General features: G+C 33.5%; 15 protein-coding genes. 1 reads left to right on the top strand and 14 read right to left on the bottom strand.

The genetic code is table 11. The features are described from left to right. The 9 genes from ACTTG8_RS05215 to cysK form a co-directional block, all read right to left on the bottom strand. The gene (locus ACTTG8_RS05215) at nucleotides 1-915 is read right to left on the bottom strand and encodes an ABC transporter ATP-binding protein (RefSeq protein ID WP_442561066.1); all 915 of its coding nucleotides are present in this window, start codon (nucleotides 913-915) and stop codon (nucleotides 1-3) included. Continuing rightward, complete coding sequence (locus ACTTG8_RS05210; protein ID WP_442561065.1) at nucleotides 912-3,059, bottom strand: hypothetical protein; 2,148 nt, start codon at nucleotides 3,057-3,059, stop codon at nucleotides 912-914. The genes ACTTG8_RS05215 and ACTTG8_RS05210 overlap by 4 nt, the downstream gene beginning before the upstream one ends. A 12-nt stretch (nucleotides 3,060-3,071) precedes the next feature. Next, nucleotides 3,072-4,283 (bottom strand): sensor histidine kinase, encoded by a 1,212-nt coding sequence (locus tag ACTTG8_RS05205; protein WP_442561064.1) that lies wholly within the window; start codon nucleotides 4,281-4,283, stop codon nucleotides 3,072-3,074. Next, nucleotides 4,273-4,986, bottom strand: coding sequence for a response regulator transcription factor (locus ACTTG8_RS05200; protein WP_442561063.1), 714 nt, complete (start codon nucleotides 4,984-4,986; stop codon nucleotides 4,273-4,275). The genes ACTTG8_RS05205 and ACTTG8_RS05200 overlap by 11 nt, the downstream gene beginning before the upstream one ends. Nucleotides 4,987-5,316: 330 nt before the next feature. Then, a complete protein-coding gene (locus ACTTG8_RS05195; protein ID WP_442561062.1) occupies nucleotides 5,317-5,700 on the bottom strand; it encodes a hypothetical protein in 384 nt (127 codons plus the stop codon). Nucleotides 5,701-5,704: 4 nt separating this feature from the next. Continuing rightward, nucleotides 5,705-7,591: a polysaccharide biosynthesis protein gene (locus ACTTG8_RS05190; protein WP_442561061.1), complete on the bottom strand. Its 1,887-nt coding sequence runs from the start codon at nucleotides 7,589-7,591 to the stop codon at nucleotides 5,705-5,707. A 12-nt stretch (nucleotides 7,592-7,603) separates the two neighbouring features. Next, nucleotides 7,604-9,430, bottom strand: a complete 1,827-nt coding sequence (locus tag ACTTG8_RS05185) for an O-antigen ligase family protein (protein ID WP_442561060.1) — start codon at nucleotides 9,428-9,430, stop codon at nucleotides 7,604-7,606. A gap of 30 nt (nucleotides 9,431-9,460) precedes the next feature. Further along, the gene (locus tag ACTTG8_RS05180) at nucleotides 9,461-10,603 is read right to left on the bottom strand and encodes a DUF4317 domain-containing protein (protein WP_442561059.1); all 1,143 of its coding nucleotides are present in this window, start codon (nucleotides 10,601-10,603) and stop codon (nucleotides 9,461-9,463) included. 86 nt (nucleotides 10,604-10,689) lie between these two features. Beyond that, on the bottom strand, nucleotides 10,690-11,616 hold the full coding sequence (gene cysK, locus ACTTG8_RS05175) for a cysteine synthase A (RefSeq protein WP_442561058.1): 927 nt from the start codon (nucleotides 11,614-11,616) through the stop codon (nucleotides 10,690-10,692). Nucleotides 11,617-11,951: 335 nt separating this feature from the next. Between cysK and ACTTG8_RS05170 the strand changes: the two genes are divergently transcribed. Next, nucleotides 11,952-13,118: a BTAD domain-containing putative transcriptional regulator gene (locus ACTTG8_RS05170; protein WP_442561057.1), complete on the top strand. Its 1,167-nt coding sequence runs from the start codon at nucleotides 11,952-11,954 to the stop codon at nucleotides 13,116-13,118. Between the two features lie 56 nt (nucleotides 13,119-13,174). Here the strand turns inward: ACTTG8_RS05170 and ACTTG8_RS05165 are convergent, their stop codons facing one another. The 5 genes from ACTTG8_RS05165 to ACTTG8_RS05145 form a co-directional block, all read right to left on the bottom strand. Continuing rightward, the gene (locus ACTTG8_RS05165; RefSeq protein ID WP_442561056.1) at nucleotides 13,175-13,657 is read right to left on the bottom strand and encodes an HD domain-containing protein; all 483 of its coding nucleotides are present in this window, start codon (nucleotides 13,655-13,657) and stop codon (nucleotides 13,175-13,177) included. After that, nucleotides 13,644-14,453: a putative ABC transporter permease gene (locus tag ACTTG8_RS05160; protein WP_442561055.1), complete on the bottom strand. Its 810-nt coding sequence runs from the start codon at nucleotides 14,451-14,453 to the stop codon at nucleotides 13,644-13,646. Before ACTTG8_RS05160 ends, ACTTG8_RS05165 begins: the two co-directional genes overlap by 14 nt. 10 nt (nucleotides 14,454-14,463) lie before the next feature. Continuing rightward, the gene (locus tag ACTTG8_RS05155; RefSeq protein ID WP_442561054.1) at nucleotides 14,464-15,522 is read right to left on the bottom strand and encodes an Ig-like domain-containing protein; all 1,059 of its coding nucleotides are present in this window, start codon (nucleotides 15,520-15,522) and stop codon (nucleotides 14,464-14,466) included. Nucleotides 15,523-15,753: 231 nt separating this feature from the next. Continuing rightward, nucleotides 15,754-16,020, bottom strand: coding sequence for a 30S ribosomal protein S15 (rpsO, locus tag ACTTG8_RS05150; RefSeq protein ID WP_442561053.1), 267 nt, complete (start codon nucleotides 16,018-16,020; stop codon nucleotides 15,754-15,756). Between the two features lie 134 nt (nucleotides 16,021-16,154). Continuing rightward, nucleotides 16,155-16,466, bottom strand: a complete 312-nt coding sequence (locus ACTTG8_RS05145; RefSeq protein ID WP_442561052.1) for a hemerythrin family protein — start codon at nucleotides 16,464-16,466, stop codon at nucleotides 16,155-16,157. Between the last annotated feature and the right edge of the window lie 256 nt (nucleotides 16,467-16,722).

The raw sequence follows: 16,722 nt of genomic DNA, 5'->3' as shown, positions 1-16,722 counted from the left end.
TTACTCCATAATCTTCATAAATACAGATTCTAGGTCATGTCCTCTTCTGCCAAACGAAGAAACGAAAACTCCTGCTTCTACCATTCTTTTTAACAAATATCCTTCATCCTCGTCTGAACCACAATAACTTATATAAAATATATTATCTTCTGTAATTGTAAGATTAATTACTGACTCATCCTCTTTTAAAACTTCTACTGCAATATCTGCTCCTTCTTTTACCTTCATAACAATAGGATTTTCCACATGCATCTTTGTCTCTATCTCCTCAATACTCCCACTCATCACTGTTTTCCCTCCCTCAATCACTGCAAGTCCGGTTACCAGTTCTGAGATTTCATGTAAGATATGTGAACTTATAATTATTGTTTTCCCTTGTTCATTCAGCCTTTTAAGAAAATGTCTTATTTCTATCCTTGCCCTCGGATCCATACCTGAGGTAGGCTCATCTAATACCAAAAGCTTGGGGTCATGTATAAGTGCACGAGCAAGGCATAATTTCTGTTTCTGCCCTCTTGAGAGATCATCTACGAAAAAATCCAACTTATCTGTAAAGCCAAACTCATCAAGAATCTTCAAACATTTTCTTTCAGCCTCCCTGCCTATCATATTATAAGCAGCAGCAAAAAATTCTATGTATTCAATTACTTTTAAATTGTCATATACTCCAAAAAAATCCGGTACATAACCTATATTATTCCTTACTCTTCCAGCCTCTCCTCTTACATCATCACTTAAAACAATACTACCTGAATCAGCAGGAATAATTCCTGATATTATTTTCATCGCAGTAGTCTTACCTGCTCCATTCGGTCCAACAAAACCATATAATGCATTATCCTCAATTTTAAGTGATAGCCCATCCAAGGCTTTAGTTTTTCCAAAGTTCTTTACTAAGTTCTCTATTTCAATCATTCTTCATACTCCAGTGAGATTTTAGGTATATTAGGTATGTAAAAAGACGATAGCACATCATATGATGACTGCTCTACCTCATATCTGAGAGTAATCTTCCCATCTTTAATATAGACTGAGTTAATATTAAAACTCTGATCTTTCCCCCTATCAAATCCATCCTGTCCCCCACTACTTACATATCCTCTTATTGTTCTGATAAAGTTATCATCAGGAGAAAAAATCAAATCATAACTCCCTGTTAAATGATTTAAAATATACACTTTGCAAGGATTTATCTCTTCCTTATATATAGGTAACAGCATAAGTTTTTTAGGTTTTTTATTTTTGTCCAAAAGATAACTTATATCTATCGAGTTTCTATTTAAGAATACACCTGTAGAAAATCCATAACTTCCATCACCTACCATCATTGGTAATTTCCCTATTGAATTTATAAAATTATTCGAGTCTGTGCCTGTATCAACTTCCTTTTCTGCAGGAATTATCACTATCGTGTATCCGGTTATATTATCTACATCGGAGGCAAATTCTCCTCTCAGCCTTCCGGTCGATAAAGCCACAAAACAAGGCTCATTGCTTTGTAATACTGATATTCTTTCTAAAATCACCGTCATTAGATTCTGAATCTTAGGTTCTTCCCCCTCATAAGCAAAATTAAAAATTGTATTTAAAAAAACTGAATCTTGAGGTCTTACTGAAAAATCATCAAGGAATACCTTTCCTGACTCTGCCTTAAAAATCCTGCTCCCTCCCCGTTCAACATCTCCAATATATACAATTTCATCATCGTATACAGCAAAAACTTTATTTAGATTAACACCAAGCTCATTCTTAAACTCACCCTTTACTATATTTTGAGTGCGATAGATTTTTCCTGCATTTTTTATATGTATTTCAGGCACCCCCGATGCTTTAAGAAAAAGTGTATCAAAAGCTGTTGTTTCCATTACATTTATGTCAGCTCCATTTGCCTTGCTTGCAATATTGTATTTTTCCTTATCCTGTTCTCCCATCTGTGAATAACTACCGTACAGACTTTCTAACTTATATCCATTATTAATTTCCAACTTATACGGAAGATTAGAAGAATTAGTTACTGAAAATGATACATTTTCAAGTTTTCTATCTTTACGAAAGTCTAAAACTGATACATACTTCATATACATTCCATCTATACGACTATCTGCACTTATCATATATATTATAGCAGTAAAAATAAGTGACCATACCGGAACAAAAATCCAATACTGCACCTTCCTCCTTCTCTTTGCAAGAATGAAATAGGTAACCGGACATACCACTATTATATATATTATAATAATTCCTACATATCTTTCTGTCTTTATTTTTAAATCATCAAGCACCGGTACAAGTACATGCTCTGCCTTCCAAATCCATTCTAAACGGTCTTCTTTACCAAGATAAAGTCTTTTTAAATTAAACTCTTCAGCCTCTTTTTCATCTATGGTCACTCCACCATTTCTCTCCCTATCCCTAAGAATGGCAATTGTATTGGGGCTAAGTACATTTTCTGCATTATTAGGTTTTATAATTAGGTCAAACGAACTTAAAGCACGATAATCTCCCTCTATCTGCTCTTCTTTTAGATAAATACGTTTTGTCCTAAAATTTTTTTCTCCAAAGAATGAAATCTTATTATCTTTTGGCAATAAACTTCCAATCACTAATTCTGAATTTTCATCTACCTTCCCATCTTCAATATCGGATGAAAATTGTTCCACTTCTCTGCCCTTTTCATCTAAAAATGCAATAATAAACCTAGGTGAGACCGTATTTAAAAATGGATAAAAATAAGTTACAACATCTCCCCCTTGCTTTAATCTTATTTTTTCACTGTAAGATGATAAAGAATCTCCTACCGAATAATACCTTAGATGAATACTTCCTGCAAAATTCTTTTTTGCATTTTTTAACACAATCTTAACCCTAATAACAGAAGATGAACGTAAATATCCATTAATTCCATATTCTATCTCAAGTTCTCCAAGTGAGGACTTTTCTTTCTTAACTTCATATCTTTCTGCCGTTAATTTAGCACGAGAAGTATGGAGTCTTGTTGCATCTATAGAATTAGCAAAAATTAAAAATAAAGACAGTATAAAGAATAATCCATTCTTCATATCGTTCCTCCCCTACTTTACAGGTAGAACTATCTCAAACACAGTTCCATATAAATCGCTTTTTACACAAATGTTTCCACCATGCAGGTTTACTATGTTTTTAGTAATCGCAAGTCCAAGTCCTGTTCCTCCTGTTTCCAGCGATCTTGAATCTTCTACCCGATAAAACCTGTCAAAAATATGCTCTATATCTTTCTTTGGAATTAACCTTCCATAATTTATAACTCTAATATAGAGGTCACTGTCCTTATCTTCCTGATATAAATCTATAATAATTTTTTTACCATCCTTACCATATTTTATCGCATTAGTAAGTAAGTTGGCTACCGCTCTTGCCATTAACTCTCCATCAGCCTCTATCATCATTACTTCTGCCGACTTTCTAAACTCCAAGCTAAGTCCCTCTTCCTGAAGACTCGGATAACATTCATCTGCCAGCTGTTCCATAAGTTTAGCTATATCTATTTCTGTTAAATGTAATCTAAGTTCGGTAGAATCAGTTTTAGTGAATGAAAACAAATCTTCTATAAGTCCCTGAAGTCTTATTGCTTTATCATAAGCAATCCTAACATATTCCTCATTTTTAACAAGTATATCTTCATTCTCTCTACTTTCAGGAAACTTTGACATTACAAGTTGCAAATAACCAATTACAGATGTAAGTGGCGTACGTAGATCATGTGCTATACTCGTAATAAATTCCTTACGATTCTTTTCCTCATTCCTTTCTTTGTCAAGAATCCTCTTTATTTCTCCTGTCGTCCTATTAAGATTTCTTGCCATATTGGACAGTTCATCTTCATTTCTTACTTCAAATTTAATATTAAAATTACCCTCTGAAAATTCTTCTATGCCCTTATCCAGCTGTTCGAAATAATTAGTTATTCGCTTTGTAAAAAATATAAAATAAACTGCAAAAAAGAAGATGAAACAAGCTATTACCTCAAGTATAATAAACCCTGCAAATCTACGGCTCTCCGTCAACTTAATCCTTGTTTCATCCTGATAACGTAGAATTGAATTGGTAGTATTATCTCCCCATCTATTATTTAAATTACTACCTTCCACAGTCACAGTATAATTAGTTTTATCTCTCTTAAGCACTTCTCTAAGCATGAAAAGTCCAAAAGTTATAACTATTGTCGTAACAAGTGAAAGCAAAAAGCAGATTATCACATAGGTTATAATTTCTATTCTAACACTGCGAAATAATTTATTTTTCAATCTTGTATCCAACTCCCCATACAGTCTTTATAATCTTTGCATTTCTCGCATCCATTTCAATTTTTTCCCTAAGCCTTCTTATGTGCACCATAACTGTGTTATTTCCCTCAAATGCTTTCTCGTTCCATACTCTGGTAAAAATATCATCTGTAGAAAATACCCTACCCGGATTGCTGGCAAGCAGACAAAGAATATCATATTCAATAGGAGTGAGTTTTGCCTCTCTGTCATAAGTTTTTACCTCTCTCGTACTTTTATTAATATACAGAGGACCCACTTCTATAATTTCATCATCAGGCTCATCAGTAGACTTCTGCCCTGAATTAAACTCTGTAAACCTTCTTAAATTTGCCTTTACTCTGGCTGTAAGCTCTAGGGGATTGAACGGCTTTGTCACATAATCATCTGCCCCATTTCCTAATCCCACTATCTTATCAAGATCTGTTGACTTAGCCGAAAGCATGATTATAGGTATGTTACTTGTTTCCCTAATCTTCTTCACCATACTTAGTCCGTCCATACCCGGCATCATTATATCTAAGATTGCAAGCGATATCTCCTCATCCGATTTAAGCATTGTAAGTCCCGTAACTGCATCATTTGCCTTTTTTACATCGTATCCCTCACTTACAAGATGGATCTCTACAAGGTCTGCTATCTCTTTGTCATCATCAACCACAAGAATTTTTGCCTTTGTTTCCATATATTCACTCCTGTTAACTGCTAATATTATAGTTGTTTGTGATAAAATTATATCATTTTAACACCATTGATGTATTAAGTTATTCTTACAATTTATCCCTATCAAAAACAAAAATAAGGACGGCTATTACCGTCCTTATAAAAAGAGAGGAGTGGTTGGATAACAATAAGTTACCAACCTGCAAATGAAAAAAGTAAATCTATACAAATTGGGGAATCTAGCAATTTTATTTCAGTTTTGGAATTACTTTCTGTTCCTTAACTGTTGACTAGATTATACACCATAAATATGAAGTCCATTTGTAATTAATTTAAACAAATTATGAACATTTTAAATCATCCCCATAAATATCCCATAAGCATATAACCCCATAAATATCAACAATACAAAAAAATTAATAACAGCTGCAACTTTGGGAATAGTTTCTGCTATGTATTCATCATTCAGCGTTTTCACAGAAATTATAAAACTGCTAAATGAAATTAAAAAGCCTGCAACTCCTATTGCTCCAACATAAATATCTGCCTGTCCTCTATTTTTTACAGATATTACTATGGTAGCTACTAACATTATAAAGCTTATTATCCCAAGTATCAGACATATAATTCCATCCATTGAGACAATCTTAGAAGAAAAACTAAGTCCGGTCTTTTCTTTATCACCTTTCTTCGATTTTGCTCTCCATCTTCTTTTTTTAAAAAATTTTCTTGGCATTTTTTCATCCTTTATATGTAGGTACAATTTTTCTTATCGCCTCCCTAATTCTATCACCTGACGGTTCTGTAAAGGCAAGCTCTATTATTTTTTCTAATTCACTCCTAAACTTTTCCTCATCCATTTCTATAGGACGCCCTATATGAATGAGTTTATTCTCAGTATTTCTTATCCCCTCTTCTTCCATTAAAAGTTCTTCATAAAGCTTTTCTCCCGGCCTTAGTCCCGAAAACTCTATTTTTATGTCTTTATCCGGTACAAAACCTGAAAGCCTTATTATGTTTCGTGCAAGTTCTAATATCTTAACAGGTTCTCCCATTTCCAGAATAAATATCTCTCCTCCCTTTGCATAAGCCCCTGCCTGCAGTACAAGAGAAACAGCCTCAGGTATTGTCATAAAATAGCGAATAATATCAGGATGAGTTACTGTAACCGGACCTCCCGATGCAATCTGCTTTTTAAATAAAGGAATAACACTTCCATTACTTCCAAGCACATTGCCAAACCTTACAGCTACAAATTCAGTTTTTGAATTATGTCCAAAGGTCTGAATTATCATCTCACACATTCTTTTACTTGCACCCATCACATTAGTAGGGTTTACCGCCTTATCTGTTGAAATAAGTACAAATCTTTCAACTCCATATTTATCAGCAGTTTTAGCCGTATTATATGTTCCAAGTACATTGTTCTTAATTGCCTCATTAGGACTGTTTTCCATAAGAGGTACATGCTTATGTGCAGCTGCGTGATAGACTAAGTTTGGCCTATACTCTGAAAAAATTGAATCCATTCTTTCTAAATTACGCACTGATGCAATCAAAACTACAAGATTTAAATTTGGAAAATTGTGACGGAGTTCAATCTCTATATCATACGCATTATTTTCATATATATCAACAATTATAAGCTGTTTAGGCCTGTGTCCTGCTATCTGTCTGCATAATTCACTTCCTATTGAACCTCCACCACCTGTTACTAGCACTGTTTTTCCACTAACATACTTCATAACAATGTCAAGTTCAACCTCCACCGGCTCTCTTCCAAGTAAATCTTCAACACTCACATCTCGGAGCAAGGTAGCTGAAATATGTCCCTCAACTATTTCAGTTACACTCGGAGTAATCTTGAGCTTGCAGCCTGTTTCAGTGCATATATTTATAAGTTCACTTAATTCCTTTCTACTCGCCGAAGGAATGGCTATAATTATTTCATTAATATTATATTTTTCTGCATTTTCTGATATGGTACTCCTGTCTCCCACAACCTTTATTCCACTAATATAGCTGCCAACCTTATTTTTATCATCATCTATAATACAGCAAAGTTCCTTCATTACACTTGCACTTGAAAGAATGTCCCTTATAACCATATGACCTGTTTCACCTGCTCCAACAAGCATAACCTTTGAAACTTGAAGTGAAGATGAACTAACACGACTAGTCATCTGCATCCTCACCATTCTATATAAAAATCTTACGCCTGCTGTTAATATAAGCAGTATGAAAAAATACAGTATATGATAAGTTCGTGGCAAAAAATAGCCTGTATGATTTTTGCCTTTTATAAATGCTATAGCCATCTCCACTATTGTAGTTTCTACTGATGCCAAAATAATTCTCTGCATTTCAACTACTCCAGCATACGCCCAAAGGCTTGTGTAGAGGTGATTTACTGTAAATATGGCAATGGTAATAACCATATTTATAATCAGCATACTTTGCATATTTTCCATAAAATTCACAGGAATTCTGCTAAAGCTCAAATCAAATCTTAAAAGCAAAGCAAGGACTCCTGCAACCCATACGACCATAAGGTCGTACAGGATAATCAGAGTCCTCTTTATCGGCTGCTGATACTTTGTATAAAATTTAACTATTTTTTCTGACATTTGTATCACTTCCTATTTTTCCAATTTAGCTACATATACATTTATTCCATATCCTACACCTAAAAATACCCAGTAAAGAGGAGCAAGAGCCACGCACGAATCATTAAATATTCCTGCTACTAAATAGCCTATTATTCCTAAGGATATAGCTGCTCCAAAAGTTTCAATTTCACTGTTTAGTCCTCTCTTCCAGAACAACTTAAAAGTCTGCACTATATAAATTATCGCAACCCCTAGAAAACAAATCAAGGAAAGTCCGCCACTCTGAACTCCTATCTGCAAGAATAAATTATGAGGTTTTGTAATAATCATGTTTCCAAAACCACCATTTAGCCTGCCTATGTAATCATTCTGAGGAAATGCAACAGTGAAAGTATCTGCACCTGTTCCAAGTAAAAGATGATTAAAAAATACCGGAAATGTCCTAGACCAAATGTATCCTCTGCCGGATGCAAAAGCATCATGATCTTTTATAATTGCTGCCGGTGCATCATAAATATCATCAACTTTGTCCGGCCCTGTATAAAGTTTATAACCATTCTCTGTATTCATTACCGCAAACGAACCCTTAGGAGTATTACAGTTTATTATGTATCCCCCTGTATTTCCTCCTGCAAGCAAATATTCAAAACTAAGATCCTTTAGTTTATCATCTTTTAATGTAACCAATGAGCCTTCTGCATTAGTTTCATACTCCATTTTCTTTCCATCTTCTCTAAAGAAATACAATGCGGCTTTTTCTTCATCAGCCTCATAACTGAACCTAAATTTTACTCCGTTGTAATTTATTTGAGCATAATCTTTTTCAAGTTCTACTTTTTCTAGTAATGTATCATTCTTCTGCACAGCAATTGCGTTACTTACATAAGATACAAAGTCCAACCCTATATAATTAAAATAAAGTACTGACGATACTATGATTGTCACAATAAATCCAATCATTATAGGCCATCCTTTTTTAAGTTTTTTTCTAAATAATATAATTGCAAATATAGCAGATACTACAAAAGCTCCAAGAAAAGTCTTTGAACCGGAGCCCATTGCACAAAGGAAGTTAATTATCGTAATTATTGCCCAAAATATTTTCTTCCACATTTTATTAGAAAATACTGCAAGAACCAAAAATATTGGAAAAACTAAAGCTGCATAAGAACCAACATAGTTAGGATTATACAGTGTTAAATATACCTGATGGTTACCTGAACCGGAGAATGTGAAACTCAAATTCTCTCTTATTGACTCAGCCCCATCAAAACTGCTTGGTATAATAAGAAATCTTCCCAATTTAGATCCCCAAAAATCCTTCCCTATAAGTTGGCTTATTCCAATATATGAATGTACAGTTGCCAAGAATCCCAGTGAAATCCTTATAAAACCTATGCCATAACTGTCCTGTGCAAAAATAAAAGCATAGACTAAGACCACACAATAAGCAAGTATCACCCACAAAGTCTCATGCTGTTCAAACATTCCATTAAATCCAAAGTTTTTATACCTTGATGCTATGGTTGAAATAATATTAAGTCCTGCATAACCAAACACCAAATATATCCATACAGGTAGTTTTGCTATTTTAGCCTCTAAAAATGCCTTATATGCTAGCATTAGAATCATTGCTACTGCCACTGCTACAAGCAACTGTCCCTTTACTTTAAGAAACACATCCATTGATTCATCATCGCCTCCAAACCAAGCAAACTGGCTTAGATTTGCATTATATTCTGCTGCTCTTACAATCAAAGGTATGATAGCTATCACCATACCTAACAGAAATAGGCTTATTTTAGTGCCTATGCTTACATCATCTTTTTTTTCTTTATAACCATATCTGTAGTCCACTTTTTGCCTCCACTTTTTATATTGATAATATTACTCCTTATCTCCAACATATTTTACTTCAATCCCATTTACCTCTACTCCTTCTCCCACAGGAATTACTATTGAAAGTACCCCATCTACGATTTTGTGGCTTACCAGAGATGCACTCTCCGGTTTTATCTTAATCTCAATATCCGGAGCTTTAATACTAAGTTTCTTTGCCACCGGCAAATTGTTTGCTATAATAGCTGCGTTTTCCCCTGCAATTTCACTGAAAGTTTCCTCAAATTTTTCAAGTTTTTCTCTTTCAACTCCACTCTTTCCAAGCAATTCCTTCATAGCATATGAAGTGAGTTCCACCGGTTCAGGTATATCCTTATTCTTATCAATCACATCCGCAATATTTTCCTGTACCCTCTGAACTATTTCAAGGCTTACTTCATCTCCCAAAGTTTCACTAATCAAAGCATTAAATGTTTCTCTTTGGCTTTCTGGTGACATTGGAGATAGTGTTCCAAAAACTGCATCCACAAATTCAGGTAAAATCTCTTCCGGTTTCTTAGTATAATAAAGAACACTATGAATATCCGGTTCTCTATCATTAAAAGCCGGAAATAGAAAAGCTTTTTCTGGAGCCTCAACAATCCAATCCCTCATTACCTCTCCAATTCGATTAGTAGCAGAATCATACCCTAATCCCAGACCTACTTTAGAAAGTTTTACAGGACATATCGCACATAAAATATATTCATAAATAATTTCTGATGCATCTTCTAAAATTGCTCCATCTTTTCCTTTACCCGGAACATCATAATTACCATGTACCGCAACTATATAATATTTTTCATCACTCTGATAATTAGCTATAACTAAATCAAAAAACTTTTCCAATATTTCCTCTTCTTTAAGAGCACTATCACGAAGATTTAACAAAAATTTCTGTTGACCCTCTCCGAATTCAGCGTCTAAAGGAAATTCCATATTAATAAGATTCTTACCAAGTGTACCACTTAAAGATTTCTTGAAAATATTTAGATGCGATAAAAGTTCTTCTTCTGAAAAACTGCTCAAAGCTTCTTTAAGCACAAAAGTCTTTTCCTTTTCTATGCCCACATAACAGGCTGCAAGACTGTCTATTCTATACTTATCCTTTTGAAATAGCCTGCGTAATTCCGATATTTCCATTTTATTCATAATATCACCTTTTTGTTAGGTTGTTAATTTTTAACATTTTTTCATTATATCAAATATTCTAATATAAATAAAGTGCAATTGAATAGTTATCCAAAAAGAGCTGTTGAAATATACCTGTCTCCTGTATCCGGGAGCAGTACTACTATAACTTTACCTTTATTTTCCGGCATTTGAGCTAACATTTTTGCTGCAAAAACTGCTGCTCCTGATGATATTCCTGCCAAAACTCCTTCTTCTTTTGCTACTTCCCTTCCTGTCTCAAGAGCATCTTCATTGTCAACTTTAATAATCTCATCATAAATCCCCTTGTTCAGTACCTTCGGAATAAAGCCTGCCCCTATTCCTTGAATCATATGCGATCCTGATATTCCACCAGAAAGTACAGCAGAATCTTTTGGCTCTACTGCAACTACTTTTACATTTGGATTTTTAGACTTAAGGTACTCTCCAACACCTGAAATAGTTCCACCTGTACCTACTCCTGCTACAAAAATATCTACCTTTCCCTCAGTATCTTCCCAAATTTCAGGACCTGTGGTTTTCTTATGTGCATCTGGATTGTCCGGATTATCAAACTGTCCCGGTATAAAACTATTTTCTATTTCCATAGCAAGTTCTTCTGCCTTTGCAATAGCTCCCTTCACTCCCTTTGTTCCATCTGTGAGCACAAGTTCTGCTCCGTAAGCTTTTAATATATTTCTTCTTTCTATGCTCATAGTATCTGGCATAGTAATAATTACCCTATATCCCTTAGCTGCAGCTATAAAGGCAAGACCAATTCCCGTATTTCCACTAGTCGGTTCAATTATAACTGTATCCTTAGTCAGTTTCCCATTCTTTTCTGCCATTTCTAACATATTAAGAGCTACTCTGTCCTTAACCGACCCTGCTGGATTAAAATATTCAAGTTTAGCCAAGATTCGTGCTGCCAGCCTATGCTTATTCTCATAATTAGTAAGTTCTAAAATGGGAGTCCTTCCTACTAATTCCGTTATTGTTTTATAAATAGCCATCTATACCTCCATACCTCTATATCACATACAATCACTTACACAGCGTTTAACTACTCCGTCTTTCCAATTCACAGACAACGCAATATAAGTACACTTATGTTGCATTTCTCAATATATTTATCACAAGGCTGAATAGTTACCACGCTGTTTTTGATTATATCACAAATTATTGTTTTTTTATATACTATATAATAAATTGAATAAAATCACAGTTGCCAAAACATCGCAAACTTTGTATAATAGTATATATTATTATCATAATTAATAATTTTTATAATAATTTATTTTTTTCAAGATAAATTAAGGTAATTGGAAAGGGATTAGCTGTGACAACAATGAATATTTCAGTTCTAGGAAAATTCAGCATAGAATATGATGGCAAAATTGTGTCTGATAACTTAAACCGTTCTCGAAAAATGTGGAATCTTCTTGCCTTTATTGTGATGAATCATAACAGTGCAATAACTCAGTCAAGATTTATTGATGCCTTATTTTCTGATGACAATAATAATCCTGTAAATGCACTTAAAACACAACTTTTTCGCACAAGAGAGATGCTTAAACCTCTTAACTTTGACGGTGAAGGCTGTATTATTTCTAGCAGAGGAGCTTATTCATGGAATCCTGAATACCACATAGTTCTTGATGCTGAATTATTTGAAAGTCTTATTCATGAGGCTGAAAATGAAAAACTTTCAAATAAGCAAAAAATAAACAAGTATCTTGATGCTCTCAATCTTTATGATGGTGATTTTATACCAAAGCTGTCAGGAGAACTTTGGACTATACCTATAAGTGCCAAATACCATAGTATTTATCTTGACACAGTGAAAAAATTATGTGCTATTTTAGATTACGAAAATTATCCCGAAACCATAATAAAAGTGATAATAAAAGCTCTTGAAATAGATAATCTAGATGAAAAACTCCATTGTCTACTCATAAAAGCCTACATAAAATGTGACCGCTATAAAGATGCTCTTGATCATTATGACTCTGCCACGTCAATAATGTACAAAAATCTTGGAGTTAATCCTTCAGATGAACTGAGAGCTCTTTATAGTCAGATTATGGACACACAAAAATCCTTAGAAACAGACCTTGCCATAATTCAAGAACAGCTCATGGAAAATTCTTTAGAAGAAGGTGCTTTCGTCTGTGAATACGGCTATTTTGTCAAAAACTATCAATTAACCAAAAGGCGTCTTGAAAGATTAGGACTTTCAACATATCTCTGCCTTGTTACACTACAGACTGAGCATGGCAAAACTCCTGAACTTGTTAAGCTTAGCATATATATGGCAAAACTTCTGAATATACTTAAACTCAGTCTAAGAACCGGTGACATCGTAGCAAAATATAGTGGAGCTCAATATATTCTTATGCTTCCTTGTGTCAATTTTGAAAATGCTGAAATGGTAATGAACAGAATTCTTTCTAATTATAAGAAGAAATTTAGAAATGATAAAATTTTACTTAGCTATAAAATTAAAGAAGTTTAATTAAACCCTCTTAATACAAAATATCCATTTGGATATCTTATGTTAAGAGGGTTTTATTAAAACCTCATAATGGTCTCAGTTGCAGAGGTAAGTTTATCTGCTATACACACTATGACAGCTTCCCTACATTTAGGAATTTTAGTTACTGTAAGCGGCCACATATGACTTCTTATTATATTCTCCTCTTTTTCACCTATTGCAAAATCCCTCTTTGCATTAGCTGCTGCATAACTCGGATGCATAAAACCATGTAGTTTAAAAAACTCTTTCATATTTCTAAACTTTGACTTCTTTTTATGCCAATCATACAAAAAATAATCATGCAAAAAAGCTCCACGAACCAGTGCTCTTTCATCTGACTTCAACCTAAACATTTTATTTATTTTATAACTCATTGCTGCTACCCTAAAACAATGGTCATAGGTAGTAATCTTTCCATGCTGAATAAATGTTCTCATTCTTAAAACATGGTCATGTTCATGGATTCCTTCAAGAAGTTTCTTCACCTCATCCTTTATTATATCATTATTTTTCATCATCTATCTTCCTCATTTTTTCAACTACTGGTAACGAATTAATCGCATCCTTAAATTTGTCTGCAATCTGAGCTCTTCCTTTAGAACTAAATTTCTTCATACTTTTTAATGCATGTTGCTGTAATAGTCCCATATTAAGTGAGTATTCTCTAATCCTATCTGTCGTAAATTTCTCATAACCTTCCATTTTCTCAGAAATAAGCTGCCTTTTTTCTTCTATAATTTGATAAGAGGCTTCCATTTTTTCATCAAATTCTTTTTCCATTTCCTCCATCTTCTTAACCAACTGTGTTAGTCCTTCAACTGTAAGAGCAATATCCGCCCCTACAAATGATATCATAATCATAGCCGTCCCCTCCATAGCTAATGGTGGAATCTTTTCAACCACACCAAATACAAAAGGCGATATATATTTTACCACAAATATTCCGGCTATACCAAATCCTATTGATGCCGGAAGACAAACTCTTCCATGTATATTTAATGGGACATAACTATAATCCCACCACATAGCATGAAATAATTTCTCAAGCACATAGGATGTAATATACTCAAGCACTGCACTTCCAAACATGCAAACGAAAAAAATCTGCCATATTTCCACTTCATTTTCATTGAAAATTATCTTAAATACTAAAGTAGAAATTATTCCACCTACCCCATATATAGGACAAATTGCACCAAACAAAAAACCTCTATTAGCCCAATGATGTGTTCTTAATGTACAGTAAATGCTCTCATAAATCCATCCCATAAAACTGAATATCATAAAGCTTATAAAATACATACTGATTATCATAAATTCTCCATTATATCTCCGGCTTTCCTACAAAACCTCTAAAATCGACCTGTTTCCTATTTGCGAACTCTAGCTCTATAATCGGTTTTCCAGATTTATCAATCCCTTTAAACGTATAACCAGATATCATCTCAACATGATAAACATTACGGTACCTCCCATTATTTACAGGTCCTTCCATAAAAAATAAATCTCCCGGTTCATAAATGAGCTTATTTATATTCTCTGCTGATATTCCACCTTCAACAATCTGCTTTTTTTCATCATAAAATTTCCCCATGTTAGCAGCTGTAGGTGCATATTTATCACTAAGAATATTAAATCCTAATTTATTATATGCTCTCCAAGCAAGTGAACTGCAATCATAATAGCCTTCCTCCATCCTCTTTGACTGACTGTATTCACTTTTTGACGAATAGTTCTTCGCCCACTCTACAGCACGCTTTCGTGTTTCTGATGTTACAGAAACTACCCATCCAAATATTTTTCCACTTACCTTAGCAGTAACTAAAGTATTACCCTTACTTTTTCCTGTTACATTTCCTTTAGAATCTACTTCTGCCACATCTGAATTGGCAGAAATCCACTCTATAATTCCATTAGTCTCCTCGTTAATTCTAAGCTGTGATACCTCACCAACAGCTAATAATACAGATGTTGAAGAGAATCCATTATTATTTATAACAGTTTCAGTAGTTCCTTTTATGCTTTCTATAATAACATTATAGTCTGCTATAAAATTTAAATTCCCATGCCTATCAACACCTGAAATAATTACTGTAGCAACCCCTTGTCTACTTGCCCAGTATTTCCCATTACCAAATTGAAATAGGTTTTTTCCATTTTCTGGAGAATAGTACATATAATGGCTCTTCAACTTTTTATTTTTTAGCTGTGGCAAAAAAGTTACAAAATCATCTTCTTTTATTCTTATATCTCCTGAAGTTCCATTCTTTACTTTTATTATTCTCTCTTCAGCTTTCACCACAACAAACAGATAATTATATGCTACTAAAAGAAAAGTAAATAATAATATAATTCTTACTACAAAGGTTAATTTTTTAATCATTTATAAAACCCTTTCTAATACAATCTCCCACAGTATAGCATATTTTTATGTCACTTTTATATATTTTTTTATTTTTTTATAAATATATTTATCTTTGCAGTTAAGGGGTATATGATATTTGTTATATTATTGTAAATTCATTTATGCCTGTCCTAAAATTTTTCATATAAAAAAGGATACCCATGAGGGGCATCCTTCGATTTTGTGTTTTGTGTAGATTCTAAAATATAGTTACTTTCTAAGGCCTAAACGAGCGATAAGATTACGGTATCCCTCAAGATCCTTCTTCTGATAGTAAGCAAGAAGTCTTCTTCTTGCACCAACCATCTTAAGAAGACCTCTTCTTGAATGATGATCCTTTGCATTAACAGAAAGATGAGCATTAAGCTCTGCTATTCTCTCAGTAAGTATAGCAATCTGAACCTCAGGTGATCCGGTATCTTCAGGTGTTCTACCATACTCCTTAATGAGTTCAGCTTTTTTCTCTTTTGATATCATACTATTCTCCTTTCATTAATTCACTGTCACCAAGCATAAGGTCGGAGTATCCATACGCTGCGAGACAGTATAATAAATGTGTAAACACACTTGTTATAGTTTACCATAAATAATAACATAAGTAAAGTAATTTTTTATTTACATGGTATAAGTTTATCAACTTTTAAAATATGATTCGCCAGCCAATCGAGCAAGAAACTTAAAATTCCATTTAAATATTCATCCTGATTGTCATCAAGATCTTCTAAATTAATATTCTCTATTTTTTCAACGAACTTTGTATGAGCTCTTTTCTGTGCATCTAAGCCCTCATAATTTATACTTGCCATGTACTCCTCTTCATCAGCATTATCCTTAAGAGCATAGTTTAGTGTTTCAAAATACTCAAGCCTTTTTTTATCAATATTAATAATTCCCACAAAACAATCTTTTGTAAAATTGAACATTAAATTTCCTCACTTCTTTAGTGAATAATCTTAAACTATATATATTTATAATTATATCTAATTAATAATCAATATTATTTATTATAATAAAAACCTACATCTTTAGTCAATTAAAAGCTAATACTATTTTCTATTATACTTTAGTATTATTTAAACAAAAAAAAGAACACTCTCAAAGTGTCCTCTTCCTCATATACATTCAAAACTGCAACCGAATACAACATCTTTCCTTTTCTTTGGTCAAGCCCTCGACCTA

Source organism: Catonella sp., from assembly GCF_052173895.1.
In the GTDB taxonomy this organism is placed as follows: domain Bacteria; phylum Bacillota; class Clostridia; order Lachnospirales; family Lachnospiraceae; genus Catonella.
This window is presented reverse-complemented; position numbering and strand designations above follow the sequence as displayed.